The 22833-nt window shown below is 71.0% G+C and carries 25 protein-coding genes and 5 tRNA genes; 23 read left to right on the top strand and 7 right to left on the bottom strand.

The features are described from left to right. Positions 1-81 precede the first annotated feature (81 nt). The 10 genes from IE267_RS19815 to IE267_RS19770 all read left to right on the top strand — a co-directional run bounded on the left by IE267_RS19815 (position 82) and on the right by IE267_RS19770 (position 4803). Positions 82-876, top strand: coding sequence for a fumarylacetoacetate hydrolase family protein (locus IE267_RS19815; RefSeq protein ID WP_167156608.1), 795 nt, complete (start codon positions 82-84; stop codon positions 874-876). Then, entirely contained in the window at positions 869-2353 is a 1485-nt protein-coding gene (gene gltX, locus IE267_RS19810) for a glutamate--tRNA ligase (protein ID WP_189764125.1), read from the top strand. The genes IE267_RS19815 and gltX overlap by 8 nt, the downstream gene beginning before the upstream one ends. Before the next feature lie 53 nt (positions 2354-2406). Then, on the top strand, positions 2407-2595 hold the full coding sequence (locus tag IE267_RS40445; protein ID WP_189764124.1) for a hypothetical protein: 189 nt from the start codon (positions 2407-2409) through the stop codon (positions 2593-2595). A gap of 128 nt (positions 2596-2723) precedes the next feature. After that, entirely contained in the window at positions 2724-3395 is a 672-nt protein-coding gene (locus tag IE267_RS19800; protein WP_189764123.1) for a DUF4241 domain-containing protein, read from the top strand. Between the two features lie 67 nt (positions 3396-3462). Beyond that, positions 3463-4200, top strand: coding sequence for an HAD family hydrolase (locus tag IE267_RS19795; protein ID WP_167156602.1), 738 nt, complete (start codon positions 3463-3465; stop codon positions 4198-4200). A gap of 89 nt (positions 4201-4289) precedes the next feature. Continuing rightward, positions 4290-4361: transfer RNA gene (locus IE267_RS19790), tRNA-Gln, on the top strand. Positions 4362-4383: 22 nt separating this feature from the next. Then, a tRNA-Glu gene (locus IE267_RS19785) sits at positions 4384-4456 on the top strand. Positions 4457-4517: 61 nt separating this feature from the next. Continuing rightward, positions 4518-4590, top strand: a tRNA-Glu gene (locus IE267_RS19780). A 16-nt stretch (positions 4591-4606) separates the two neighbouring features. Continuing rightward, positions 4607-4678 (top strand) — tRNA-Gln (locus IE267_RS19775). Between the two features lie 52 nt (positions 4679-4730). Then, positions 4731-4803, top strand: a tRNA-Glu gene (locus IE267_RS19770). Positions 4804-4887: 84 nt separating this feature from the next. Here the strand turns inward: IE267_RS19770 and IE267_RS19765 are convergent. Further along, complete coding sequence (locus tag IE267_RS19765) at positions 4888-5535, bottom strand: MerR family transcriptional regulator (RefSeq protein ID WP_189764122.1); 648 nt, start codon at positions 5533-5535, stop codon at positions 4888-4890. Between the two features lie 96 nt (positions 5536-5631). On the opposite strand from IE267_RS19765, the gene IE267_RS19760 reads away from it, so the two are divergent. Further along, entirely contained in the window at positions 5632-6135 is a 504-nt protein-coding gene (locus IE267_RS19760; protein WP_229861332.1) for a DUF4188 domain-containing protein, read from the top strand. 258 nt (positions 6136-6393) lie between these two features. Here the strand turns inward: IE267_RS19760 and ndgR are convergent, their stop codons facing one another. Further along, a complete protein-coding gene (gene ndgR / locus IE267_RS19755) occupies positions 6394-7110 on the bottom strand; it encodes an IclR family transcriptional regulator NdgR (RefSeq protein WP_053644579.1) in 717 nt (238 codons plus the stop codon). A 172-nt stretch (positions 7111-7282) separates the two neighbouring features. Between ndgR and leuC the strand changes: the two genes are divergently transcribed. The 4 genes from leuC (at position 7283) to IE267_RS19735 (ending at position 10577) form a co-directional block, all read left to right on the top strand. Beyond that, positions 7283-8707 (top strand): 3-isopropylmalate dehydratase large subunit, encoded by a 1425-nt coding sequence (gene leuC, locus IE267_RS19750; protein ID WP_189764121.1) that lies wholly within the window; start codon positions 7283-7285, stop codon positions 8705-8707. Between the two features lie 5 nt (positions 8708-8712). Then, entirely contained in the window at positions 8713-9306 is a 594-nt protein-coding gene (gene leuD / locus IE267_RS19745) for a 3-isopropylmalate dehydratase small subunit (RefSeq protein ID WP_161244485.1), read from the top strand. A 239-nt stretch (positions 9307-9545) separates the two neighbouring features. After that, positions 9546-9773 (top strand): SCO5555 family protein, encoded by a 228-nt coding sequence (locus IE267_RS19740; protein WP_161244486.1) that lies wholly within the window; start codon positions 9546-9548, stop codon positions 9771-9773. 144 nt (positions 9774-9917) lie between these two features. Further along, complete coding sequence (locus IE267_RS19735) at positions 9918-10577, top strand: HU family DNA-binding protein (protein ID WP_161244487.1); 660 nt, start codon at positions 9918-9920, stop codon at positions 10575-10577. A 135-nt stretch (positions 10578-10712) separates the two neighbouring features. On the opposite strand, the gene IE267_RS19730 is transcribed toward IE267_RS19735, so the two are convergent. Together IE267_RS19730 and cofC are read right to left on the bottom strand one after the other, a co-directional pair. Further along, positions 10713-10916 (bottom strand): hypothetical protein, encoded by a 204-nt coding sequence (locus IE267_RS19730; RefSeq protein ID WP_161244488.1) that lies wholly within the window; start codon positions 10914-10916, stop codon positions 10713-10715. 10 nt (positions 10917-10926) lie between these two features. Beyond that, the gene (gene cofC, locus IE267_RS19725) at positions 10927-11550 is read right to left on the bottom strand and encodes a 2-phospho-L-lactate guanylyltransferase (protein ID WP_229861349.1); all 624 of its coding nucleotides are present in this window, start codon (positions 11548-11550) and stop codon (positions 10927-10929) included. Between the two features lie 248 nt (positions 11551-11798). Here cofC and IE267_RS19720 point away from each other — a divergent pair, with 248 nt between their 5' ends. From IE267_RS19720 to IE267_RS19710, 3 genes are read left to right on the top strand one after another with little or no spacing between them, the layout of a single operon-like run. Then, positions 11799-12551 (top strand): lysophospholipid acyltransferase family protein, encoded by a 753-nt coding sequence (locus IE267_RS19720; RefSeq protein ID WP_167156594.1) that lies wholly within the window; start codon positions 11799-11801, stop codon positions 12549-12551. Continuing rightward, positions 12548-13561 carry an NAD(P)H-dependent glycerol-3-phosphate dehydrogenase gene (locus IE267_RS19715; protein ID WP_100577923.1) on the top strand — a complete coding sequence of 338 codons (1014 nt, stop codon included), beginning with the start codon at positions 12548-12550 and terminating at the stop codon, positions 13559-13561. The genes IE267_RS19720 and IE267_RS19715 overlap by 4 nt, the downstream gene beginning before the upstream one ends. Before the next feature lie 59 nt (positions 13562-13620). Then, complete coding sequence (locus tag IE267_RS19710; RefSeq protein WP_189764120.1) at positions 13621-14778, top strand: D-alanine--D-alanine ligase family protein; 1158 nt, start codon at positions 13621-13623, stop codon at positions 14776-14778. Here the strand turns inward: IE267_RS19710 and IE267_RS19705 are convergent. Both IE267_RS19705 and IE267_RS19700 read right to left on the bottom strand, forming a co-directional pair. After that, on the bottom strand, positions 14775-15251 hold the full coding sequence (locus IE267_RS19705; RefSeq protein WP_161250796.1) for a DUF3515 domain-containing protein: 477 nt from the start codon (positions 15249-15251) through the stop codon (positions 14775-14777). The two genes, IE267_RS19710 and IE267_RS19705, sit on opposite strands and share 4 nt — an antisense overlap. 20 nt (positions 15252-15271) lie before the next feature. Further along, positions 15272-15505 (bottom strand): Lrp/AsnC family transcriptional regulator, encoded by a 234-nt coding sequence (locus tag IE267_RS19700; RefSeq protein WP_100577926.1) that lies wholly within the window; start codon positions 15503-15505, stop codon positions 15272-15274. Between the two features lie 224 nt (positions 15506-15729). On the opposite strand from IE267_RS19700, the gene IE267_RS19695 reads away from it, so the two are divergent. Together IE267_RS19695 and thiD are read left to right on the top strand one after the other, a co-directional pair. Further along, positions 15730-16695, top strand: a complete 966-nt coding sequence (locus tag IE267_RS19695; protein ID WP_161250798.1) for a thiamine-phosphate kinase — start codon at positions 15730-15732, stop codon at positions 16693-16695. Next, positions 16692-17474 carry a bifunctional hydroxymethylpyrimidine kinase/phosphomethylpyrimidine kinase gene (thiD, locus tag IE267_RS19690; protein ID WP_189764119.1) on the top strand — a complete coding sequence of 261 codons (783 nt, stop codon included), beginning with the start codon at positions 16692-16694 and terminating at the stop codon, positions 17472-17474. The genes IE267_RS19695 and thiD overlap by 4 nt, the downstream gene beginning before the upstream one ends. A gap of 168 nt (positions 17475-17642) precedes the next feature. On the opposite strand, the gene rpmB is transcribed toward thiD, so the two are convergent. Beyond that, complete coding sequence (gene rpmB / locus IE267_RS19685) at positions 17643-17828, bottom strand: 50S ribosomal protein L28 (protein WP_003951095.1); 186 nt, start codon at positions 17826-17828, stop codon at positions 17643-17645. A gap of 278 nt (positions 17829-18106) precedes the next feature. Between rpmB and fakA the strand changes: the two genes are divergently transcribed. The 3 genes from fakA to rsmD all read left to right on the top strand — a co-directional run bounded on the left by fakA (position 18107) and on the right by rsmD (position 22816). Continuing rightward, positions 18107-19714 (top strand): DAK2 domain-containing protein, encoded by a 1608-nt coding sequence (fakA, locus tag IE267_RS19680; RefSeq protein WP_189764118.1) that lies wholly within the window; start codon positions 18107-18109, stop codon positions 19712-19714. A 130-nt stretch (positions 19715-19844) separates the two neighbouring features. Next, positions 19845-22058: an ATP-dependent DNA helicase RecG gene (recG, locus tag IE267_RS19675; RefSeq protein WP_161250804.1), complete on the top strand. Its 2214-nt coding sequence runs from the start codon at positions 19845-19847 to the stop codon at positions 22056-22058. Positions 22059-22219: 161 nt separating this feature from the next. After that, positions 22220-22816 carry a 16S rRNA (guanine(966)-N(2))-methyltransferase RsmD gene (gene rsmD, locus IE267_RS19670; RefSeq protein WP_167156589.1) on the top strand — a complete coding sequence of 199 codons (597 nt, stop codon included), beginning with the start codon at positions 22220-22222 and terminating at the stop codon, positions 22814-22816. Positions 22817-22833 lie beyond the last annotated feature (17 nt).

The raw sequence follows: 22833 nt of genomic DNA, 5'->3' as shown, positions 1-22833 counted from the left end.
CCCGCCCGCGTTAGCCTGGAGCGTCAGACTCCGGCCGGTCGGCCAGTACCAGCTAAAGCGAAGTGAGGGGCGACAGCACTCGTGCGCATCGCCAGGTTCTCCATCGACGGCAATGTCGCCTTCGGAGCCGTCGAGGGCGAAGGCCCCGACGGTCTCGTACTCGACATCATCAAGGGCATCCCGTACGCGGACTTCGAGCTCTCCGGCACCAAGGTGCCGCTGAACAAGGTCCGCCTGCTGCCGCCCGTGCTGCCCAACAAGGTCGTGGCCATCGGCCGCAACTACGCGGAGCACGCCAAGGAACTCGGCAACGCCGTCTTCGACGATCAAGGCCGTCCCGAGGCGCCGGTCGCCTTCTTCAAGCCGACCACCTCGGTGATCGGCTCCGGCGACACCATCGAGTACCCCTCCTTCTCCAACGAGCTGCACCACGAGGCCGAGCTCGCCGTCGTGATCGGCCGCATGTGCCGTGAGGTCCCGCGCGAGCGCGTCAAGGACGTCATCTTCGGCTACACCTGCGCCAACGACGTGACCGCCCGTGACGTACAGAAGCGCGAGAAGCAGTGGGCCCGGGCCAAGGGCTTCGACACCTCGTGCCCGCTGGGCCCCTGGGTCGAGACCGACCTGGACCCGAGCGACCTCACCATCCAGGCGACCGTCAACGGCGAACAGCGCCAGCTCGGCCGCACGGCCGACATGATCCGCTCCATCGAGGACCTGGTCGTCCACATCACCGAGGCCATGACGCTGCTCCCGGGTGACGTCATCCTCACCGGCACCCCGGCCGGGGTCGGCCCCCTCAACGTCGGCGACGAAGTCGCCGTCACCATCGAAGGCATCGGCACTCTCACCAACAGGGTGATCAAGCGTGGCTAACCCCCTGGACGCGGACGTCCGCGTTCGCTTCTGTCCCTCCCCGACCGGCAACCCCCACGTGGGCCTGGTCCGCACCGCCCTGTTCAACTGGGCGTTCGCCCGGCACCAGGGCGGCACGTTCGTGTTCCGCATCGAGGACACCGACGCGGCCCGCGACAGCGAGGACTCCTACAACCAGCTCCTGGACTCCCTGCGCTGGCTGGGCTTCGACTGGGACGAGGGCCCGGAGGTCGGCGGCCCGCACGCGCCGTACCGCCAGTCGCAGCGCATGGACATCTACCGCGATGTCGCCGAGAAGCTGCTCGTCGCCGGCCACGCGTACAACTGCTACTGCACCACCGAGGAGCTGGACGCCCGCCGCGAGGCGGCCCGCGCCGCAGGCAGGCCGTCCGGCTACGACGGCCACTGCCGCGACCTGAGCGCCGAGCAGAAGCAGGCGTACGAGGCCGAGGGCCGCAGCCACGTCGTCCGCTTCCGGATGCCGGACGAGGCGACCACCTTCACGGACCTGGTCCGTGGCGAGATCACCGTCCAGGCGGAGAACGTCACCGACTACGGCATCGTCCGTGCGAACGGTGCGCCCCTGTACACCCTCGTGAACCCGGTCGACGACGCCCTGATGGAGATCACCCACGTCCTGCGCGGCGAGGACCTGCTCTCCTCGACCCCGCGCCAGATCGCGCTCTACAAGGCGCTGATCGAGCTGGGCATCGCCAAGCGGGTCCCCACCTTCGGCCACCTGCCGTACGTGATGGGCGAGGGCAACAAGAAGCTCTCCAAGCGCGACCCCCAGGCGTCCCTGAACGTCTACCGCGAGCGCGGCTTCCTCCCCGAGGGCCTCCTGAACTACCTCTCCCTCCTGGGCTGGTCGTTCTCCGCGGACCAGGACGTCTTCTCGATCCAGGACATGGTCGCGAAGTTCGACATCGCGGACGTCAACGCCAACCCGGCCCGCTTCGACCTGAAGAAGGCCGAGTCCATCAACGCGGACCACATCCGCATGCTGGACGAGAAGGCGTTCGCCGCGGCCTGCGAGCCGTGGCTGCGCGCGCCGCACGCCAACTGGGCCCCCGAGGCGTTCGACGAGAAGGCCTGGGAGGCGATCGCCCCGCACGCCCAGACGCGCGTGACCGTCCTCTCGGACATCACGGCCAACGTCGACTTCCTCTTCCTGGACCAGCCGGTCGAGGACGAGGCGTCCTGGGCGAAGGCGATGAAGGAGGGCTCGGACGCGCTCCTGCGCACGGCCCGCGAGAAGCTGGAGTCGGCGGACTGGACGTCCCCGGAGTCCCTGAAGAACGCGGTCCTGGCGGCGGGCGAGCAGCACGGCCTGAAGCTGGGCAAGGCCCAGGCCCCCGTCCGCGTGGCCGTCACCGGCCGCACGGTGGGCCTCCCCCTCTTCGAGTCCCTGGAGATCCTGGGCAAGGAGAAGACCCTGGCCCGCATCGACGCGGCGCTGGCGAAGCTGGCGGCGTAGCCACGGGCGGTACGTGAGAGGGGCGGCAGCCATCGGCTGCCGCCCCTCGGGCGTTGCTGTCCCAGGCGCTGGGCGACCAGAGCGAGCCAGGCACCGGGGGAGTACGGGGCGGGCGGGTCGACCTCCATGCCCAACTCGGCGACAGCAAGCGCGTGTTCGGCCTCGTCGAGGTCCAGGGTGAGCAGTTCCCTGCCGGCCTTGGACGCTGGTCCAGCACCTCGATGACGGCCTCACGGGTGTAGGCGGGTTCCCGGCGAGGGAAGTGGCAACGGTGCAGTGACGGTCCGGATCGCCCTGTCAGTGGGGCGAGTTATGTTCCTCGTAGTGCGAACTGCCGTCGCCCCTACGCCTGTCACACCGGGAGACCCTCATGCCCATGCCCGCCCCCGACTTCTCCTGGCACTTCACCCCGGGCAACGTCTTCGAGGAGGAGTCGGGCAGTACCGGCACGATGAGTGTGGTGCGGGGTGGGGAGTTGTGGTTGCACACCGGGCGGGTCATCGCCTGTGATCCGTTCGTCTCGCTGGGGGCCGGGGAGGCCGAGCCGTTCACGGCGCGGGTCGCCCCGGGGCGCTATCCGGTGGAGGCGGCCGTGGCCACCCTGGTGCGGCCGGGGGAGCCGGAGGTGGACGGGCCGCATCTGCGGGTGGCCGCCGCGCGGCTCGTGATCAAGGACGTACCCGCCGTCTCGTGGGAGCTCGCGCTCCAGCCGGGGCAGGACCTCGCCGAGCTGGATGACGAGGAGTTCTTCGGCTACGGGGTCGACGCGGGCACCGGATGCTTCTACGACGCCGGGTCCGACGGGTCCTTCCCCGACTGCGAGGGCGACGAGGGCCCGCTGTGGGACGCCTTCGACACCGTCCCGCCCCTGCCGGGCCCGCACACCGTCACCGACCCCGCCTCGGGCCACAACCTGATCGCCTTCACCTCGGGCTGGGGCGACGGCGCGTACCCGACCTGGATAGGCCGGGACGAGGCGGGCGAGGTCACCTGCTTCGTCACCGACTTCTTCGTCGTCCCCGCCGAGGCCCTGGTCTCCTGAGCCGCCGGCCCCTTCGCAGGTGCCGAAACCCGGTCCGCCTGCCGGAGACGGGGCCTAAGCTCGAAGCATGGCCATCCGCGCCGTCCTCTGGGACATCGACGACACGATCTTCGACTACGCCACGGCCTCCCGCTCCGGCATGCGCGCGCACCTCGACATCGAGGGCCTGCCCCCGGCGTACGACTCCGTTGAAGCGGCCCTCGACACCTGGGACGAGCTGACCGCCTTCCACTGGGGGCGGTTCGCCGCCGGGGAGACCGACTGGCACGGGCAGCGGCGCGACCGCGTGCGGGCGTTCCTCGGCGAGACCGTGGGCGGCGGCGAGGCCATGAGTGACGAACAGGCCGAGGCGTGGTTCGAGCGGCACATCGCGCACTACGAGGCCGCCTGGAGCCTGTTCCCGGACACGCTGCCGGTTCTCGACGTACTCGCCGACGACTACCGGCACGCCGTCCTGTCCAACTCCTCCCTGCGCAACCAGGAGCGGAAGCTGCGAATCCTCGGTGTGCGGGACCGCTTCGAGGCCTTGCTCTGCGCGGCCGAACTCGGCGTCGCCAAGCCGCAGGCGGGCGCCTTCCTCGCCGGCTGCGAGGCGCTCGGGCTGCCGCCCGACGAGGTGGTCTACGTGGGCGACCAGCCGGACATCGACGCACGCGGGGCGGCCGAGGCGGGGCTCAAGGCGGTCTGGCTCGACCGGTCGGGGACGGGCGGCAGACCCGAACTCGTACGCATCACCGGACTTGCCCAGCTCCCCGACCTGCTGCGCCGCGATACCCGTTTTGGAGCGCCGGACACCTTCGGGTAATGTTCTTCCTGCGCCAAGGGGAACGGGAAGAAAAACCCCGAACCGGAAGCGCAAGCCAAGCAAAACCCCCGACGGGGGTTGAGTTTTGGTGGGCTATGGTGTAATTGGCAGCACGACGGTTTCTGGTTCCGTTAGTCTAGGTTCGAGTCCTGGTAGCCCAGCTCGCAGAGCTTTATCTGCAAGGCCCCCGTTGTGTAGCGGCCTAGCACGCCGCCCTCTCAAGGCGGTAGCGCCGGTTCGAATCCGGTCGGGGGTACAGATCCTTCCCGCGGGATCACCAGGGTCGCACCCGGTGAACCTGATGCAGGATCGCTAGGGCCCCCGTTGTGTAGCGGCCTAGCACGCCGCCCTCTCAAGGCGGTAGCGCCGGTTCGAATCCGGTCGGGGGTACTGGTCTAAACCACCATGGGCTATGGTGTAATTGGCAACACTACGGTTTCTGGTACCGTCATTCTAGGTTCGAGTCCTGGTAGCCCAGCGGGTCATTTCAAGATCCTGGATCTTCTTCGAAGGTCCGAAAACGCAGGTAGGCCCCCGTTGTGTAGCGGCCTAGCACGCCGCCCTCTCAAGGCGGTAGCGCCGGTTCGAATCCGGTCGGGGGTACGCACAGAGAATGGGCCCTTCGCATCTTGCGGAGGGCCTTTTCGTTCGTCCCGCTCCGGGCCGGCGGCCTCGCGCCCCGCCCGGTCACCCGCTCGCGAAACGCCGCCCGGACTCCTGCGCCTCGGCGATCCTGCGCAGGCTGAGCAGGACCGGCTCGTACAGCACGGTCAGTGCCACCGCCGCCTCCACCTGTGCGTCGGGGGACTCGTAGCGCTCCACCAAGTCGAGGTCCGTCACGGCCAGTTCGGCGGCCGCCCGTGCGTACGGCAGCAAGTCGTCCACGTCACATGGGTAGTTGAGCCGGGCCAGTGCCCCGACCGCGTCCACGAGCGTGCCGTAGGCGGGGGAGCCCGGGCCCCAAGCGTGCGGTCCCTCCAGCCAGTTGAGCCGGGAGAGCAGTGCGTCGACGGTGTGCCGTGCGCGGTCCACGGCGGGCGCCTCGGGGTCGGGTTCGGGCGGGCTCGGCAGCGCTCCGACGGCGATGCCCAGGCGGTGGTGGTGGTCGAGGGAGTCGTCCTCCAGGGCGGCGAGCACCTCCCGGGCGGTGGCCACCGGAACCCGGCCGACCTGAATCAGGGCCCGCACCAGCCGCAGACGCTGGAGGTGGCTCTCGTCATACGCGGACCGGGTGGCCGTGACCCGGCGGCCCGGCGGCAGCAGCCCCTCGCGCAGGTAGTACTTGATCGTGGCCGTGGAGACCCCGCTGTGCTCGCTCAGTTCGGCCAGTTTCACGGTGGGCCCCCTTGCGTCGTTCATTGGAGAGTGTCACTATCCAATCATGGATAGTTCAGCTATCCAACCGCCAGGAATCGTGACAGGGGGAACGTCATGAACGACAAGCCGGTCCAGGGGCGCATGACCGCCGCCGCCGAGGGCGACGTGGTCGTCTTCCTCATCGGGATGCGCATCAACAGCTTCCGGGCGCTGCGGAGTTGGTGGCCCGTCTCGGCGGCCATGCCGCGGATGCTGAAGGAGCTGGAGAAGGAGAAGGGGCAGGGCAACGGGCTGCTCGGCTACCGGCCCGTGCTTGGCGGGCCGCGCCTGATCGGCGTGATCCAGTACTGGGAGTCCAAGGAGAAGCTGCTCGCCTACGCGTCCGCGGCGGACAAGGAGCACCGGCCGGCCTGGGCGGCCTTCAACCGCCGGGCCCGGGCGGGCCGGGGCAACGTCGGGATCTGGCACGAGACGTATGTGGTGCCCGCCGGGTCGTACGAATCGGTGTACGTGAACATGCCGGAGTCGGCGTCCGGCCTCGGCGCGGCCACCGGGCTGGTTCCGGTCGAGCGCCGCGGGGACCGGGCGGCCGACCGTCTCAAGATCAAGGCCGTTTGATCCCGCTCCTCGGACAAGCCCGGGTCCGCGGACGCGCCGGCTCCTCGGACCTGCCGGGGCGGGGTCCTGGACGTACTGGGTCGGCTCTCGGGCGTACCGGGTAGGCCTCCGGACGTGCCGGGTCGGGCCCGGAACGTGTCCGATCCGGCCTCGGGCGCACCGGCTGCGGACCCCGGACGCACCGGAACGGGCCCCGGACACACCTCCGGCCCACCGCTGCGGCGTTGAAGCGGTGGGCCGGAAGGGGAAGCGGGGGACTCAGCCGTTGCGGCGCAGGGCCTCGGACAGGCGGGCGGCGGCGTCGATGATGGCCTGGGCGTGCATGCGGCCCGGGTGCCGGGTGAGGCGCTCGATGGGGCCGGAGACCGAGACGGCGGCCACCACTCGGTTCGACGGGCCGCGCACCGGCGCCGACACCGAGGCCACGCCCGGCTCGCGCTCGCCGATGGACTGGGCCCAGCCCCTGCGGCGCACCCCGGAGAGCGCCGTCGCGGTGAAGCGGGCGCCCTGGAGGCCGCGGTGCAGACGCTCCGGCTCCTCCCAGGCCATCAGGATCTGCGCGGAGGACCCGGCCTTCATGGTCAGCGTGGAGCCGACCGGCACGGTGTCGCGCAGGCCCGAAAGGCGCTCGGCGGCCGCGACGCAGATCCGCATGTCGCCCTGGCGGCGATAGAGCTGCGCGCTCTCGCCCGTGACGTCACGCAGATGCGTCAGGACCGGGCCGGCCGTGGCCAGCAGGCGGTCCTCGCCGGCCGCCGCGGCGAGCTCGGCGAGACGCGGGCCGAGAATGAAACGGCCCTGCATGTCCCGAGCCACCATCCGGTGGTGTTCCAGTGCCACGGCCAGTCGGTGTGCCGTGGGTCGTGCGAGCCCTGTGGCCGCGACCAGACCTGCGAGGGTGGCCGGACCGGACTCCAGAGCGCTCAGGACAAGGGCAGCCTTGTCCAGAACGCCTACGCCGCTAGAGTTGTCCATGCAACGATATTCGCGTCTCACTCTGTGAAACGCAAGTTCAATTTTCTCCGGAAGTCGTCAAGCTGTACTGGCGATCCGTACAACGGAACGCGGCCCTTGTCCGGGGCGTGCGCACGGGCAGGGCAACGGGTCTCTAGAAGTGCCGGTGAAGCCGCCGGCCGGAGGGAAGGCGATGGGTAGGACACTCGCGGAGAAGGTCTGGGACGACCATGTCGTCAGGCGAGTCGAGGGCGAGCCGGACCTGCTCTTCATCGATCTTCACCTGCTGCACGAGGTGACCAGCCCGCAGGCGTTCGACGGGCTGCGCAAGAACGGTCGCCCGGTGCGGCGCCTCGACCTCACCATCGCCACCGAGGACCACAACACCCCGACCATCGACATCGACAAGCCGATCGCGGACCCGGTCTCGCGGGTCCAGCTGGAGACGCTGCGCAAGAACTGCGCCGAGTTCGGCGTGCGGCTGCACCCGCTCGGCGATGTCGAGCAGGGCGTCGTCCACGTGGTGGGACCGCAGCTGGGCCTGACCCAGCCGGGCACCACCGTGGTCTGCGGCGACTCGCACACCTCCACCCACGGCGCCTTCGGCGCGCTGGCGTTCGGCATCGGCACCAGCCAGGTCGAGCACGTCCTGGCCACCCAGACGCTGCCGCTGGCGCCCTTCAGGACGATGGCCATCACCGTCGACGGCGAACTGCCCGACGGCGTCACCGCCAAGGACCTGATCCTCGCCATCATCGCGAAGATCGGCACCGGCGGCGGCCAGGGCTACGTCCTGGAATACCGCGGCTCCGCCATCGAGAAGCTGTCGATGGAAGCCCGCATGACCATCTGCAACATGTCCATCGAGGCCGGTGCCCGCGCGGGCATGATCGCCCCGGACAGGACCACGTTCGACTACCTGGAAGGGCGTGCGCACGCCCCCCAGGGCGAGGACTGGGACGCGGCGGTCGCCTACTGGAAGACCCTCAAGTCCGACGAGGACGCGGTCTTCGACGCCGAGGTCGTCATCAAGGCCGACGAACTCGCCCCGTTCGTCACCTGGGGCACCAACCCCGGCCAGGGCGCGCCCCTGTCGGCCAACGTCCCCGACCCGGCTTCGTACGAGGACGCTTCGGAGCGCCTGGCCGCCGAAAAGGCGCTGGAATACATGGGGTTGACCGCGGGCCAGCCGCTGCGCGAGATCGACGTCGACACCGTCTTCGTAGGTTCGTGCACCAACGGCCGCATCGAGGACCTGCGCAACGCGGCGGCCGTCATCGAGGGCCGCAAAGTCGCCGACGGCGTACGGATGCTGGTCGTCCCCGGTTCGGTCCGGGTCGCCCTGCAGGCCATGGACGAGGGCCTGGACAAGGTGTTCACGGCCGCCGGAGCCGAATGGCGGCACGCGGGCTGCTCGATGTGCCTCGGCATGAACCCGGACCAGCTGGCCCCCGGCGAGCGCTCCGCGTCCACCTCCAACCGCAACTTCGAGGGCAGGCAGGGCAAGGGCGGCCGCACCCACCTGGTGTCGCCCCAGGTCGCCGCCGCAACCGCGGTTCTCGGCCATCTGGGCTCGCCCGCCGACCTGTCCGACGCCCGCACCCCCGTGGAGGCCTGAGAACCATGGAAGCTTTCACCACGCACACCGGCCGGGCCGTTCCGCTGCGCCGCTCCAACGTCGACACCGACCAGATCATCCCGGCCCACTGGCTGAAGAAGGTCACCCGGGACGGCTTCGAGGACGGGCTCTTCGAGGCCTGGCGCAAGGACTCCGAGTTCGTCCTGAACAAGCCCGAGCGCAAGGGCGCCACGGTTTTGGTGGCCGGTCCCGACTTCGGCACCGGCTCCTCCCGGGAGCACGCGGTGTGGGCGCTGCAGAACTTCGGCTTCAAAACCGTGATCTCGTCCCGCTTCGCCGACATCTTCCGCGGCAACTCGCTGAAGAACGGACTGCTCACCGTTGTTCTCGACCAGAAAGTCGTGGACGCGCTGTGGGAGCTGACCGAGCGCGACCCCAACGCCGAAATCACCGTTGACCTGCAGGATCGCCAAGTTCGCGCGGAAGGCGTCACGGCCGACTTCGAACTCGACGAGAACGCCCGCTGGCGGCTCCTGAACGGCCTGGACGACATCTCCATCACGCTCCAGAACGAGCCCGACATCGCCGCCTACGAGGGTCGTCGCCCCGCCTTCAAGCCGAGCACGATCCAGGCCTGAACCGCCTATTGACCCCCCTTCGGCTGCATCGCGCCCCCTGATTTCCGGATTGATTTCCGGGCAGGGGGCGCGTCGCGTTTTGGGGTCCGGGGGTGACGTCAACTAGCCTTGCGCGCAGGGCAGATGGCCGGATAGTCGCTTGCGCGATCGAGGGGACGTTCCGACGTCCCCGAGTCGCCGGATTCGCTCAGTTGCCCCCGCCGGAGGTGACAACTCGCCTCAGATGGCACAATCGACGCATGGAACGCGACAGCCAACTCGAGCTCTACGGGGTGGTGGCGGACCAACTGAAAGAAGCGCACACAAGGGTGCGCGAACTGCAAGTCCCGGAGGGCGTACGGATGGCGCTGTCCCGGAAGCTGCTGGTCATAACAGCAGCTGCCAAACACGATCTCGCCGATGCGGCAAGGCGTCTGGACCGGTTGTTGAAGGACCTCGACGAGGGCCGATTCCCCGAAGGCGACTGAGCCGTAAGGAACTAGGCGAGAGCCGACTTCGTTGCGGCACTAGGGTGATTAGCCCGTTTCGTGTTTGATTTGCGGTATATATCTGCCTAACGTGCGAAAAGGCCTGGACACTTTCGCTCAGGCAATGTCTCCGAAGGGGAAGACGTGAACAAGGCGCAGCTCGTAGAAGCGATTGCCGACAAGGTCGGCGGCCGTCAGCAGGCCGCGGACGCGGTGGACGCGGTGCTGGACGCGGTCGTCCGCGCAGTCGTCGCCGGCGACCGCGTCTCGGTCACCGGTTTCGGCTCGTTCGAGAAGGTCGACCGCCCGGCCCGTTACGCCCGCAACCCGCAGACGGGTGAGCGCGTCCGGGTCAAGAAGACCTCGGTTCCGCGCTTCCGCGCGGGTCAGGGCTTCAAGGACCTCGTCGCGGGCTCGAAGAAGCTCCCGAAGAACGACGTGGCCGTCAAGAAGGCCCCCAAGGGCAGCCTCTCGGGCGGTACTTCCACCCGGACGACCGTCAAGAAGGCCGCGGCCAAGAAGGCCACGACCGCCAAGAAGGCCACCGCGAAGAAGACCGCGGCGGTGAAGAAGACCGCTGCCGCGAAGACCACGGCGGCGAAGAAGACCACCGCCAAGAAGGCGACCGCCAAGAAGACGACGGCGACCGCCAAGAAGGCCACGCCGGCGAAGACCGCGACCGCCAAGAAGGCCACCGCGAAGAAGACCGCGCCGGCCAAGAAGACCGTCGCGAAGAAGGCGCCCGCGAAGAAGACCACGGCGCGCAAGACCACCGCCAAGAAGGCGACCGCTCGCAAGAAGTAGTCACCAGCGGCAAGGCTCAAGCGCCGGGCCGGGCTCCCCTCGGGGAGACCCGGCCCGCGGCCGTTTTCCGGCCAAGTCGCTGTGCGCGGCAGCCCCCGCACGTCCGCCTGTGGGGTCGCCCTCCGGAGGGACGGCTCAGAACGTCTGCAGCGTCACCAGCGTGATGCGGAGGTCCGCCCCCGAGCCCTCGGTCTCGATACGGACCCGCTGGCCGGCCCGCAACAGCCGCAGCCCGCCCGCGTCGAAGGCCGGCGCCCCGAAGTCCACCGGGGTGCCGTCGTCGAGCAGCACACTGCCGCTGCGGGTCTCGGAGTCGTATGTGTACGCGGTCGCCTGCATACCGGTCAGCCTAGTGCCCCTGTACGGGGTCCAGGGCGCCCAGGAGGGCCGTGGTGGACGGGCCCAGGCCCAGGGTGAGGGCGGTGCGCAGGTCGGCGCCGGTGTCCACGTCGCGGCGTACCGAGTCCACGTCGGCGAGCAGGATCTCGGTGGCGCCCGATGCCGAATGGGCCGTTCGTGAGGGCCCGCCGAAGAACGGATTCAATTCCTCGCCCGGAAGCGCCGAAAGGAAAGTCGTGCCGATTCCGGCCGCGTCCGCGAGAAATGCCCGCGGAAATGCGCCGGCCGCGGCGAGCACCCGGCCCAGTTCGGCGGGGCGCAGTGCGGGCAGGTCCGCGTTGAGGGCGGCCACCGCGAGCGCCGTCCGTCGCGCGCGCACCCGGCGCACCCCGTGCGCGAGCGCCGCGTTGAGGCCGGCGCCGGGGGAGTCGGGCACGATGCGGGCGCCGAGCGCGGCCAGTTCGGCCCCGGCCAGGCGGTCGTCCGTGACGACCGACACATCGCGCACCGCGGGGCAGCCGAGGGCGGCCGCGACGGTGTCGCGCGCGAACGCCAGGGCGAGCCGCGGCCGCAGCTCGTCGCCGACGGCGGCGGCGAGTCTGCTCTTGGCCAGCGCCAAGGGCTTGAGGGGAATGACGAGGGACCAGCGGGCAGCTGTGGCGGTGTTCGTGGCGTCCCCTCCGTCCGGACGCCGCCCCGAGTCGGCCGGGCGGCGGCGGGCTTCATTGTCACCCGCCCGGACGGCCGCCGTGCGGACCGGGGCGTACGGTGTTCTCGACAGACCAGGGGCCTGGGGCGACACTTGCCCCCAGCAGCAACCCAGTGTCAGTTCCCCCGGGTCCCGCAGCGGCCCGGCCGGGGTCCACAGAGGAAGGTGTCCGAGTGTCCCGCCGCAGAATCGGCTTCTGGTACCGCCTGGCGGCGGTCATCGCAAAACCGCCGCTGGTCGTTCTGTTCAAGCGGGACTGGCGGGGAATGGAGAACATTCCGGCCGACGGCGGATTCATCACCGCCATCAATCACAACTCGTATCTGGACATGTTCTCGTACGGACATTTCCAATACAACACCGGACGCGTACCCCGATTCCTGGCGAAGGCCGCGCTTTTCAAGGCACCCGGTGTGGGCATCCTGCTGCGCGGCACCGGCCAGATTCCGGTCTACCGCGAGTCGACCAACGCCGTGGGCGCCTTCCGGGCCGCCGTGGACGCCGTGGAGCGCGGTGAATGCGTCGCGTTCTACCCCGAGGGCACCCTCACCCGCGACCCCGGGCAGTGGCCGATGACCGCGAAGACCGGCGTCGCGCGGGCCGCCATGATGACGCGGGCCCCCGTCATCCCGGTCGCCCAGTGGGGCGCCAACTTGGCGATGCCGCCGTACGCCAAGGAGAAGAAGGTCCGCTTCTTCCCGCGCAAGACCCTTCAGGTGAAGGCCGGCCCGCCGGTCGACCTCGACCGGTACTACGACAAGGAGCCGACGCCCGAGGTCCTCAAGGAGGTCACCGAGGTCATCATGGCCGCGATCACCTCCCTGCTGGAGGAGTTGCGGGGCGAGCAGGCCCCTGAGAAGCCGTACGATCTGCGCGAAGTCCGCGCGCGCCAGCGCCGCGAGGCCGCCGGGGAGGGCACCAAGTGACACACGGCACCACCAAGGCAGCGGTGTTCGGGACCGGTTCGTGGGGCACGGCGTTCGCCATGGTCCTCGCCGACGCGGGCTGCGAGGTCACCCTGTGGGCCCGCCGGCCCGACCTCGTCGAAGCGGTCAACTCCACCCGCACCAACCCCGACTACCTGCCGGGCATCGAACTTCCCGCGTCCGTACGGGCCACCACCGACCCGGCCGAGGCCGCGGCCGGCGCCGACTTCACCGTCCTCGCCGTCCCCTCGCAGACGCTCCGCGACAACCTCGCGGCCTGGGCGCCGCTGCTGGCCCCCGACACCGTCCTCGTCTCCCTGATGAAGGGCGTCGAACTCGGTACCGCCAAGCGGATGAGCGAGGTCGTCGCCGAGGTCGCCAAGGTCTCCGAGGACCGCGTCGCCGTGGTCACCGGGCCCAACCTGGCCAAGGAGATCGCCAAGCGGATGCCGGCCGCGGCCGTCGTCGCCTGCCGCGACGAGGCCGTCGCCCAGCGCCTCCAGGCCGCCTGCCACACCCCGTACTTCCGCCCGTACACCAACACCGACGTCGTCGGCTGCGAACTGGGCGGCGCCGTCAAGAACGTCATCGGGCTCGCCGTCGGCATCGCCGACGGGATGGGGCTCGGCGACAACGCCAAGGGCTCGCTCATCACCCGGGGCCTCGCCGAAACCACCCGGCTCGGCCTCGCGATGGGCGCCGACCCGCTGACGTTCTCCGGGCTCGCGGGCCTCGGTGACCTCGTCGCCACCTGCTCCTCGCCGCTCTCGCGCAACCACACCTTCGGCACCAACCTCGGCCGGGGCATGACCCTGCAGGAGACCATCGCGGTCACCAAGCAGACCGCCGAGGGCGTCAAGTCCTGTGAATCCGTGCTGGATCTGGCCCGCCGGCACGGGGTGGACATGCCCATCACGGAGACCGTCGTCGGCATCGTCCACGAGGGCAAGCCGCCGGTCGTCGCGCTCAAGGAGCTCATGTCCCGCAGCGCCAAGGCCGAGCGGCGCTGACCGCGCCGGGCCCCTGCGGCCGTGGATCCGGCGCTTCGAACGGGTACCCTCAACGCGATATGAGCAGCGAGAACCTCCCCCAGAGCCCTGAGAAGCAGCTCCGCAAGCCGCGGGTGGCCGTAGTGTTCGGCGGCCGCAGTTCGGAACACGGCATCTCGGTCGTGACCGCCGGCGCGGTGCTGCGCGCCATCGACCGTACGAAGTACGACGTGCTGCCCATCGGCATCACTACGGACGGCCGCTGGGCGCTCACCGCCGACGACCCGGAGCGCATGGCGATCAGCGACCGGCGCACCCCCAGCGTCGAGGAGCTCGCCGAGTCCCCCGAGGGCGGCGTGGTCCTGCCCGTCGACCCGGGCAACCGCGAAGTCGTCTACAGCGAGCCCGGCTCGGTGCCCAAGGCGCTCGGCGAGGTCGACGTCGTCTTCCCCGTGCTGCACGGCCCCTACGGCGAGGACGGCACGCTTCAGGGCCTCCTGGAACTGTCCGGCATCCCGTACGTCGGCGCGGGCGTCCTCGCCTCGGCCGTCGGCCAGGACAAGGAGTACATGAAGCGCGTCTTCACCTCCTTCGGGCTGCCCGTCGGGCCCTACCTGGTGGTGCGTCCGCGCGAGTGGGAGCAGGACGAGAAGAGCGCCCGCCAGCGCATCGCGGACTTCGCCGGTGAGCACGGCTGGCCGCTGTTCATCAAGCCGTCCCGGGCCGGGTCCTCGTTCGGCATCACCAAGGTCGACTCGTTCGATGGCCTGGACGAGGCGATCGCCGAGGCCCGCCGCCACGACCCCAAGTTCCTCGTCGAATCACTGCTGCGCGGCCGTGAGATCGAGTGCGGGGTGCTTGAGTTCGAGGACGGGCCGCGGGCGAGCGTGCCCGCCGAGATCCCCCCGGTGACCGCCCACGACTTCTACGACTTCGAGGCCAAGTACATCGACTCGGCGGCCGGCATCGTCCCCGCGCCGATCGGCGAGGAGGCCACCGCCGAGGTACAGCGCCTGGCCGTCGAGGCCTTCGAGGCCACCTCCTGCGAGGGTCTGGTCCGTGCGGACTTCTTCCTGCAGGACAACGGCGAGTTCGTCATCAACGAGATCAACACGATGCCGGGCTTCACCCCGATCTCGATGTACCCGCGGATGTGGCAGGAGAGCGGCGTCGAGTACGCGGACCTGGTCGACAAGCTGATCCAGGCGGCGCTGCGCCGCCGGACCGGGCTGCGCTAGACCGTCTTGCGGAGGGTCTTCGCGATGGGGGCCGCGAACGCCTGGAGTACGGACGCGTCGTTGGCGTACCGGGTCCCCGTCAGGAGTTCCACATAGGGGTCCCGGTACTGCGTGATGAAGCGGGGGCCCTGGTCACGCTTCTCGACGGTCCAGTCGACGCCGTCCACACCCACCCCGGGGAGCGTCGGATCCGACATCTCGTCGGGGCGCGGAATCCCGCAGCGCAGTACGATCTCCGCGTCCCCGTCCCCCCATCGGGCCGTCAGCGGCGAGTCCGGGGTGGGATCGTGCCGCTGCCGGCCGGCGACGGTGTCGGGCAGCAGCTTGTCCAGCGCCTCGCACGCCCGTGCCTCCTGCGCGGGGGGCGTCGGAACCGCCACCTTGTCGGTGGCGTCGGACGAAGAACAGCCCGCGGCCGCCAGGACGGCGACCGCGGACAGGACGAGAAGCGGCCGGTGGCGGAGATGAGTCACCGGCCCAGGGTATGCGGGGGCTACAGATGGACGACCGGGCAGGTCAGGGTTCTCGTGATGCCGTCCACCTGCTGGACCTTGGCGACCACCATGCGGCCGAGTTCGTCGACCGTCTCGGCCTGGGCCCGCACGATCACGTCGTAGGGACCGGTCACGTCTTCGGCCTGGATGACCCCCGGGAGCTTTGCGATGGCCTCGGCGACGGTCGACGCCTTGCCCACCTCGGTCTGAATGAGGATGTACGCCTGTACCACGGAACCTCCAGGGCGGCCACGAGGATCATGTGGGGGAGAGAAAGAGACGCCACGGTACCGCGTCGCCCCGGGCGACGGGGAGACCCGCGCGAGCGACCGCTCATGCCGAGCAGGGAGAGCGGCCCTGAAGTTGACGTATGTGTTGACGGTACCCATGCACGTGACCGCTCGCGACCGCAAGCGCACGGGGGCAGAAGAGGTACGACGATGAGAGGTGGGACACGGTGAAAGGCACTGTGGGCGAGTTGGGGGAGTTCGGGCTCATCAGGGAGCTGACCTCCCGGCTCACCTCCACCCCCGCGGTCCGGCTGGGGCCGGGCGACGACGCCGCGGTCGTGACCGCACCCGACCGCAGGGTGGTCGCCAGCACGGACATCCTCCTGGAGGGGCGGCACTTCCGCCGGGACTGGTCGACCGCGTACGACGTGGGCCGCAAGGCCGCCGCGCAGAACTTGGCCGACATCGCCGCCATGGGCGCGGTGCCGACCGCGGTGCTGCTCGGCCTGGTCGTGCCGGCCGAACTGCCGGTGACCTGGCCCACCGAGCTGATGGACGGCATCCGCGACGAGTGCCAGGTCGCCGGCGCGGCCGTGGTCGGCGGCGACGTGGTGCGCGGGGACACCATCACCGTCGCCATCACGGCGCTCGGTGACCTGCGCAACCACGAGCCGGTGACCCGGGCCGGCGCGCAGCCCGGCGACGTCGTCGCGGTGACGGGCTGGCTCGGCTGGTCGGCGGCGGGCTACGCGGTGCTCTCGCGCGGTTTCCGCTCGCCGCGCGCCTTCGTCGAGGCCCACCGCCGCCCCGAGCCCCCGTACCACGCGGGCCCCGCCGCGGCCGGGCTCGGCGCGACCGCCATGACCGACGTCAGCGACGGCCTCGTCGCCGACCTCGGGCACATCGCCGAGTCCAGCAAGGTCCGCATCGACCTGCGGTCCGGGCTCATCGACATCCCGACGCAGATGAGCGACATCGGACAGGCCGTCGGCGTCGACCCGCTGCAGTGGGTGCTGACCGGCGGCGAGGACCACGCGATCGTCGCGACGTTCCCGCCCGACGTGAAGCTGCCCGCCCGCTGGAAGGTCATCGGCGAGGTCCTCAACCCGTCCGCGCTGCCCACCGTCACCGTGGACGGCGCCCCCTGGACCAGCAAGGGCGGCTGGGACCACTTCGGGGACGATCCCGAATGATCCCCCGCGTGCTGACCGTCGCCGGTTCCGACTCCGGCGGCGGTGCCGGAATCCAGGCCGACCTCAAGACGATGCTGGCGCTCGGCGTGCACGGCATGAGCGTGCTCACCGCCGTCACCGCGCAGAACTCGCTGGGCGTCCGGGGTGCCTGGGAGCTTCCGGAGGAGGCGGTGCGGGCCCAGTACCGGGCCATCGTCGACGACATCGGCGTCCAGGCCGTGAAGACCGGGATGCTGTCGTCGGCGGCCCTCGTCGGGACGGTCGCCGAACTGCTGGCCGGGACCGACGCCCCCGTCGTCGTGGATCCCGTGGGCGTCTCCAAGCACGGCGACCCGCTCCTCGCGGCCGAGGCGCTCGACTCCGTACGCACCGAGCTGCTGCCCACCGCGACCGTCGCCACGCCCAACCTGGACGAGGTGGCCCAGCTCACCGGCGTGCACGTCGAGGACGAGGACGGGATGCGGCGGGCGGCCGGCGCGATCTTGGAGTTCGGGCCGCGCTGGGCGCTGATCAAGGGCGGACACTTCCCCGGCGACGCGCTCGACCTGCTCAGCGACGGCACCGAGGAGCACTGGCTGCGGGCCCCGCGCCTGGACAACCGGCACACCCACGGCACCGGCTGCACGCTCGCCTCCGCCATCGCGTCCGGGCTGGCCCGGGGCCTCGCGGTGCCGGAGGCGGTCCGGGCCGCCAAGGAGTACGTCACGGGCGCGATCGCGGCGGGCTTCGCGCTGGGCTCGGGCATAGGCCCGGTCGACCACGGCTGGCGCCTGCGTTAGGAGAGGCGTGCCCCGGGTCGGCCTCCGCGCGCGGCCTCGGGCACCGCCTCGCGCCCCGTCTCGCGCACCGTCTCGAGTACGGCCTCGGGCACGGCAAAAAGCCGGCCCACCGAGGTGGACCGGCTTCTCAAGGCAACCGCAGGGGCTGCGCTACGACAGACGTCGCAATTAGCGCGAGACCTTGCCGGCCTTGATGCACGAGGTGCAGACGTTGAGCCGCTTCGGCGTCCGACCGACCACGGCACGCACACGCTGGATGTTCGGGTTCCAGCGACGAGACGTACGGCGGTGCGAGTGCGAAATGTTGTTGCCGAAGCTCGGCCCCTTGCCGCAGACGTCGCAGTTGGCAGCCACGGGTCACTCCAAAAGCTTCAGATGCATTAAATGCACTTACAGTGAATCCGGCGCACCGGAATCAGAGATCTGAAGTGGCTTGCCGGGGGAATTGGCCCGACTCTCGCCGGGCAACCGAAGCAGCATACAACGCCTGCTCCTGAGATACGAAACTACCACGGTCGCGGACGCCCCCGCCCCGGCCCCCGGCCGCCCCGGGTCTACCCTGCGCTCAGAGCCTGTGTCCGCACCCCGACACGGGCTCTCATCCGCTCCCCGCCCACAAGGAGGACCACCAGGTGCCGCAGACCTTCGATGCCGTCGCGGTACGCGGCTGGTGCGCGCTGGCGCTGGACGCACTGGGCCGGGACCGCGAGGCGATCGACGCGATCAACGTGTATCCGGTCGCGGACGGGGACACCGGCACCAACCTCTATCTGACGATGGAGTCCGCGGCCCAGGCCGTCGAGGCCGTCTTCGCCGCCTACCCCGAGCCGCCCGTGTACGACGGGGTCCCGCCCACCGCCGACGTCGTACGGGCCATGGCGCACGGCGCCCTGATCGGCGCCCGGGGCAACTCCGGGACGATCCTGGCCCAGCTCCTGCGGGGCATGGCGGAGGTCGTCGCGGCGGGCGAGGGCGACCTGGCCGCGGCCCTCGACCGGGCCGCGTCCGCCGCCTACCTGGCGGTCGCCCACCCCGTCGAGGGCACCGTCCTCACCGTCGCCACCGCCGCCGCGAAGGCCGCCGCGGGCACGGACGGCACCCCGGCGGCGGTGGCACAGGCCGCCTACGCGGGAGCCCGCGACGCCCTGGACGCCACACCGTCGCAGCTGGCCGCCCTCGGCCGCGCGGGCGTCGTCGACGCGGGCGGGCGCGGCCTGGTCACGGTGCTCGGCGCCCTCGTCCAGGCCCTCTCCGGCGAGGCCCCCGTGGTGCGCCGGGAGGCGCCGGTGCCGGTACCGGCCGACGACTGCCCGGCCGAGGCGGACGAGGCGGGCCCGGCCTTCGAGGTGATCTACCTCCTGGAGGCCGACGACGCGGCCGTGGACCGGCTGCGCGCCCGGCTCGACCGGCTCGGCGAATCGCTCGTGGTCGTCGGCGGCGACGGCCTGTGGAACGTCCATGTGCACGTCGACGACGCGGGCGCCGCCGTCGAGGCCGGGGTCGAGGCGGGCCGGCCCTACCGCATCCGGATCACGCACTTCGAGCAGCGGGCCGCGGTCGAGCCCCCCAGGGAGCAGGTCCAGCGGGCCGTCGTCGCCGTCGTACCCGGTGAGGGGCTGGCCGGGCTGTGCTCCGAGGCCGGCGCGACGACGGTGCTCGCCCGCCCGGGCGAGGCCCCGGCGAGCGGCGAACTCGTCGAGGCGATCCGGCGGGCGCACGCCCGCGAGGTGGTGCTGCTTCCCAACGACGCCGAGCTGCGCCACACCGCCGCGGCCGCCGTGGAACAGGCCCGGGCCGAGGGCATCCGGGTCGCGCTCATCCCGACCAGGGCCGCCGTCCAGGGCATCGCGGCGCTCGCCGTGCACGCCCCCGAGCGGCGCTTCGACGAGGACGTCGTCGCGATGACGTCGGCGGCCGGCGCGACCCGGCACGCCGAACTGGCCGTCGCGGAACGGCAGTCGTGGACGATGGCCGGCGTCTGCCAGGCCGGGGACGTGCTCGGCCTCATCGACGGGGACGTGGTCGTCATCGGCCAGGACCTCGCCGACACCGCCCGTACCGTCCTCGACCGGATGCTGGCGGCGGGCGGCGAGCTGGTCACCCTCGTGCTGTCCGCCGACGCCCCGCCGGAACTGGCCGCACAGCTCGAATCCCATGTCAGCAAGGGCCACTTGGCGGTCGACACCGTCGTCTACGAGGGCGGCCGCCAAGGGGTGCCGCTGCTGATCGGCGTGGAGTAGCACCCCGGTCGCCCGGGTGCACATGACGCCCGGGTGCCCATGGCGGCGGGGGTTCCCGTGGCGCCCGCGGCACGGGTTTGACCTGCGGTTGTCCACAGGCTTTGGCGGGCTGTCAGTCCGGTGGTGTGCAATGGATCGCGTGCCTGCGCTCGAAGAACCACTGAAGAAGCTGCTCGGCGGACCCACCGCGAAGGTGATGGCCGAGCACCTCGACCTGCACACGGTCGGCGACCTCCTGCACCACTACCCGCGGCGCTACGAGGAGCGCGGCCAGCTCACCAAGCTGGCCGAGCTCCCCCTGGACGAGGACGTCACCGTCGTCGCCCAGGTCGCCGACGCCCGGGTGCACACCTTCAACGGCGGGCGCGGCCAGCGCCTGGAGATCACCATCACCGACGGCAGCGGCCGGCTCCAACTGGTGTTCTTCGGGCGGGGCATCCACAAGCCGCACAAGGAACTGCTGCCCGGCAGCCGGGCGATGTTCGCCGGCAAGGTGTCGATGTTCAACCGCCGCATGCAGCTCGCCCACCCCACCTACGCCAAGCTGGGCGCGGACGCCGCCGAGGGGGACGACACGGCGGACATCGACTCGTGGGCGGGCGCCCTCATCCCGATCTACCCGGCCTGCAAGGGCCTGGAGTCCTGGAAGATCGCCAAGGCGGTCGACGCGGTGCTGCCCAGCGCCCAGGAGGCCGTCGACCCGCTGCCCGAGTCGCTGCGCGAGGGGCGCGGGTTCGTCCCCCTGCCCGAGGCCCTCCTGAAGGTCCACCGGCCGCACACCAAGGCCGACATCGAGGACGCGCGCCAGCGCCTGAAGTGGGACGAGGCCTTCGTCCTCCAGGTGGCGCTCGCCCGCCGCCGCCACGCGGACGGTCAACTCCCCGCCGTGGCAAGGCGACCGGCCCCCGGCGGCCTGCTCGACGCCTTCGACGCCAAGCTGCCCTTCACGCTCACCGAGGGCCAGGAGAAGGTCTCCGCGGAGATCTTCGACGACCTGGCGACCGAGCACCCGATGCACCGCCTGCTCCAGGGCGAGGTCGGCTCCGGAAAGACGATGGTCGCGCTGCGCGCCATGCTCGCCGTGGTCGACTCGGGCGGCCAGGCCGCGATGCTCGCCCCCACCGAGGTCCTGGCCCAGCAGCACCACCGCTCGATCACCGAGATGATGGGCGAGCTCGCCGAGGGCGGCCTGCTCGGCGGGTCCGAGCAGGGCACCAAGGTGGTACTGCTCACCGGCTCGATGGGGATGCCCGCCCGGCGCCAGGCCCTGCTCGACCTGGTCACCGGCGAAGCGGGCCTGGTCATCGGCACCCACGCCCTCATCGAGGACAAGGTGCAGTTCCACGACCTGGGCCTGGTCGTCGTCGACGAGCAGCACCGCTTCGGCGTCGAGCAGCGCGACGCCCTGCGCGGCAAGGGCAAGCAGCCCCCGCACCTGCTCGTCATGACGGCCACGCCCATCCCGCGCACGGTCGCCATGACCGTCTTCGGCGACCTGGAGACCTCCGTCCTCGACCAGCTGCCCGCCGGCCGCTCGCCCATCGCCAGCCACGTCGTGCCCGCCCAGGACAAGCCGCACTTCCTGGCCCGCGCCTGGGAGCGGGTCCGCGAGGAGGTCGACAAGGGACACCAGGCGTACGTGGTCTGCCCGCGCATCGGGGACGACGAGGAGGAGGCGAAGACCGCCAAGGGCAAGAAGAAGGCGGAGGAGGCCGAGACCGCCGACAAGCGGCCGCCGCTCGCCGTGATCGAGACCGCCGGGCAGCTGGCGAAGGGCCCGCTGCAGGGGCTGCGCGTCGAGATCCTGCACGGCAGGATGCAGCCGGACGACAAGGACGCCGTGATGCGCCGGTTCGGCGCCGGCGAGGTGGACGTCCTGGTCGCCACCACCGTCATCGAGGTCGGGGTGAACGTGCCGAACGCCACCGCGATGGTGATCATGGATGCCGACCGCTTCGGCGTCTCCCAGCTCCACCAGCTGCGCGGCCGCGTCGGCCGTGGCTCCGCGCCCGGTCTGTGCCTGCTCGTGACCGACATGCCCGAGGCGAGCCCGGCCCGGGCCCGGCTCAACGCCGTGGCCGGCACGCTCGACGGCTTCGAGCTCTCCCGCATCGACCTCGAACAGCGCCGCGAGGGAGACGTGCTGGGCCAGGCCCAGTCCGGAGTGCGCTCCTCGCTGCGGATGCTCACCGTCATCGACGACGAGGAGGTCATCGCCGCGGCCCGCGAGGAGGCCGTCACGGTCGTCGCCGCCGACCCCGAGCTCGACCGGCTGCCGGGTCTGCGCACGGCTCTGGACGCCCTGCTCGACAAGGACCGCGAGCAGTACCTCGACAAGGGCTGAGAGACTGGGGGAGCACATCCGACGCAGGAACCGCAGGGACCGCAGGGACCGCACGGACCGCGGGGACCGCACGGGCAACCGCACGGACCGCACGGACCGGACGGCCAACCCCACGAACCGCACGGCCCGCAGGGACCGCATGGACACGGACAAGGACTGAGATGACCCGCGTGATCGCCGGCCGGGCCGGTGGACGCCGCCTGGCCGTACCGCCGGGCACCGGCACCCGCCCCACCTCCGACCGGGCGCGCGAGGGCCTCTTCTCCACCTGGGAGGCGCTGCTCGGCACGCTCGACGGCATCCGGATCGCCGATCTGTACGCCGGGTCGGGAGCCGTGGGCCTGGAGGCGCTCTCCCGGGGCGCCGCCCACGCCCTGCTCGTCGAGGCCGACACCCGCGCCGCCCGCACGGTCCGCGACAACGTGGCCGCGCTCAAGCTGCCGGGCGCCGAGGTGCGTACCGGCAAAGCGGAACAGATCGTGACAGGACCGGCGCCCGCCGCTCCCTACGACGTGGTCTTCCTCGATCCTCCGTACGTCGTCACCGATGACGATCTTCGGGAGATCCTGCTCACACTCGGCCGTGGGGGCTGGCTCGCGGAGGACTGTCTCGTCACCGTGGAGCGCAGCACCAGAGGCGGGGAATTCGGCTGGCCCGAAGGATTCGAAGCGCTGCGGGCCCGTCGTTACGGCGAGGGCACGCTTTGGTACGGTCGCGCCGCCTCCACGTGCGAAAACGCACCGCGAGACACCCCATGACCGGACCGGAGAGCGAG

Origin of the sequence: Streptomyces xanthochromogenes (assembly GCF_014650455.1) — a bacterium.
Classification (GTDB): domain Bacteria; phylum Actinomycetota; class Actinomycetes; order Streptomycetales; family Streptomycetaceae; genus Streptomyces; species Streptomyces xanthochromogenes.
Note: the sequence above shows the minus strand (reverse complement) of the source record. Positions and strands in the feature narration are given on the sequence as shown.

Excerpts from the sequence above, each read along its gene's own strand:
- IE267_RS19760 (WP_229861332.1), top strand. The coding sequence starts at position 5,632 with ATGAACGACAAGCCGGTCCAGGGGCGCATGACCGCCGCCGCCGAGGGC.
- rsmD (WP_167156589.1), top strand. The coding sequence starts at position 22,220 with ATGACCCGCGTGATCGCCGGCCGGGCCGGTGGACGCCGCCTGGCCGTA.
- thiD (WP_189764119.1), top strand. The coding sequence starts at position 16,692 with ATGATCCCCCGCGTGCTGACCGTCGCCGGTTCCGACTCCGGCGGCGGT.
- IE267_RS19740 (WP_161244486.1), top strand. The coding sequence starts at position 9,546 with ATGGAACGCGACAGCCAACTCGAGCTCTACGGGGTGGTGGCGGACCAA.
- IE267_RS19800 (WP_189764123.1), top strand. The coding sequence starts at position 2,724 with ATGCCCATGCCCGCCCCCGACTTCTCCTGGCACTTCACCCCGGGCAAC.
- leuD (WP_161244485.1), top strand. The coding sequence starts at position 8,713 with ATGGAAGCTTTCACCACGCACACCGGCCGGGCCGTTCCGCTGCGCCGC.
- ndgR (WP_053644579.1), bottom strand. The coding sequence starts at position 7,110 with ATGGACAACTCTAGCGGCGTAGGCGTTCTGGACAAGGCTGCCCTTGTC.
- IE267_RS19795 (WP_167156602.1), top strand. The coding sequence starts at position 3,463 with ATGGCCATCCGCGCCGTCCTCTGGGACATCGACGACACGATCTTCGAC.
- leuC (WP_189764121.1), top strand. The coding sequence starts at position 7,283 with ATGGGTAGGACACTCGCGGAGAAGGTCTGGGACGACCATGTCGTCAGG.
- IE267_RS19730 (WP_161244488.1), bottom strand. The coding sequence starts at position 10,916 with ATGCAGGCGACCGCGTACACATACGACTCCGAGACCCGCAGCGGCAGT.
- recG (WP_161250804.1), top strand. The coding sequence starts at position 19,845 with ATGGATCGCGTGCCTGCGCTCGAAGAACCACTGAAGAAGCTGCTCGGC.
- IE267_RS19710 (WP_189764120.1), top strand. The coding sequence starts at position 13,621 with ATGAGCAGCGAGAACCTCCCCCAGAGCCCTGAGAAGCAGCTCCGCAAG.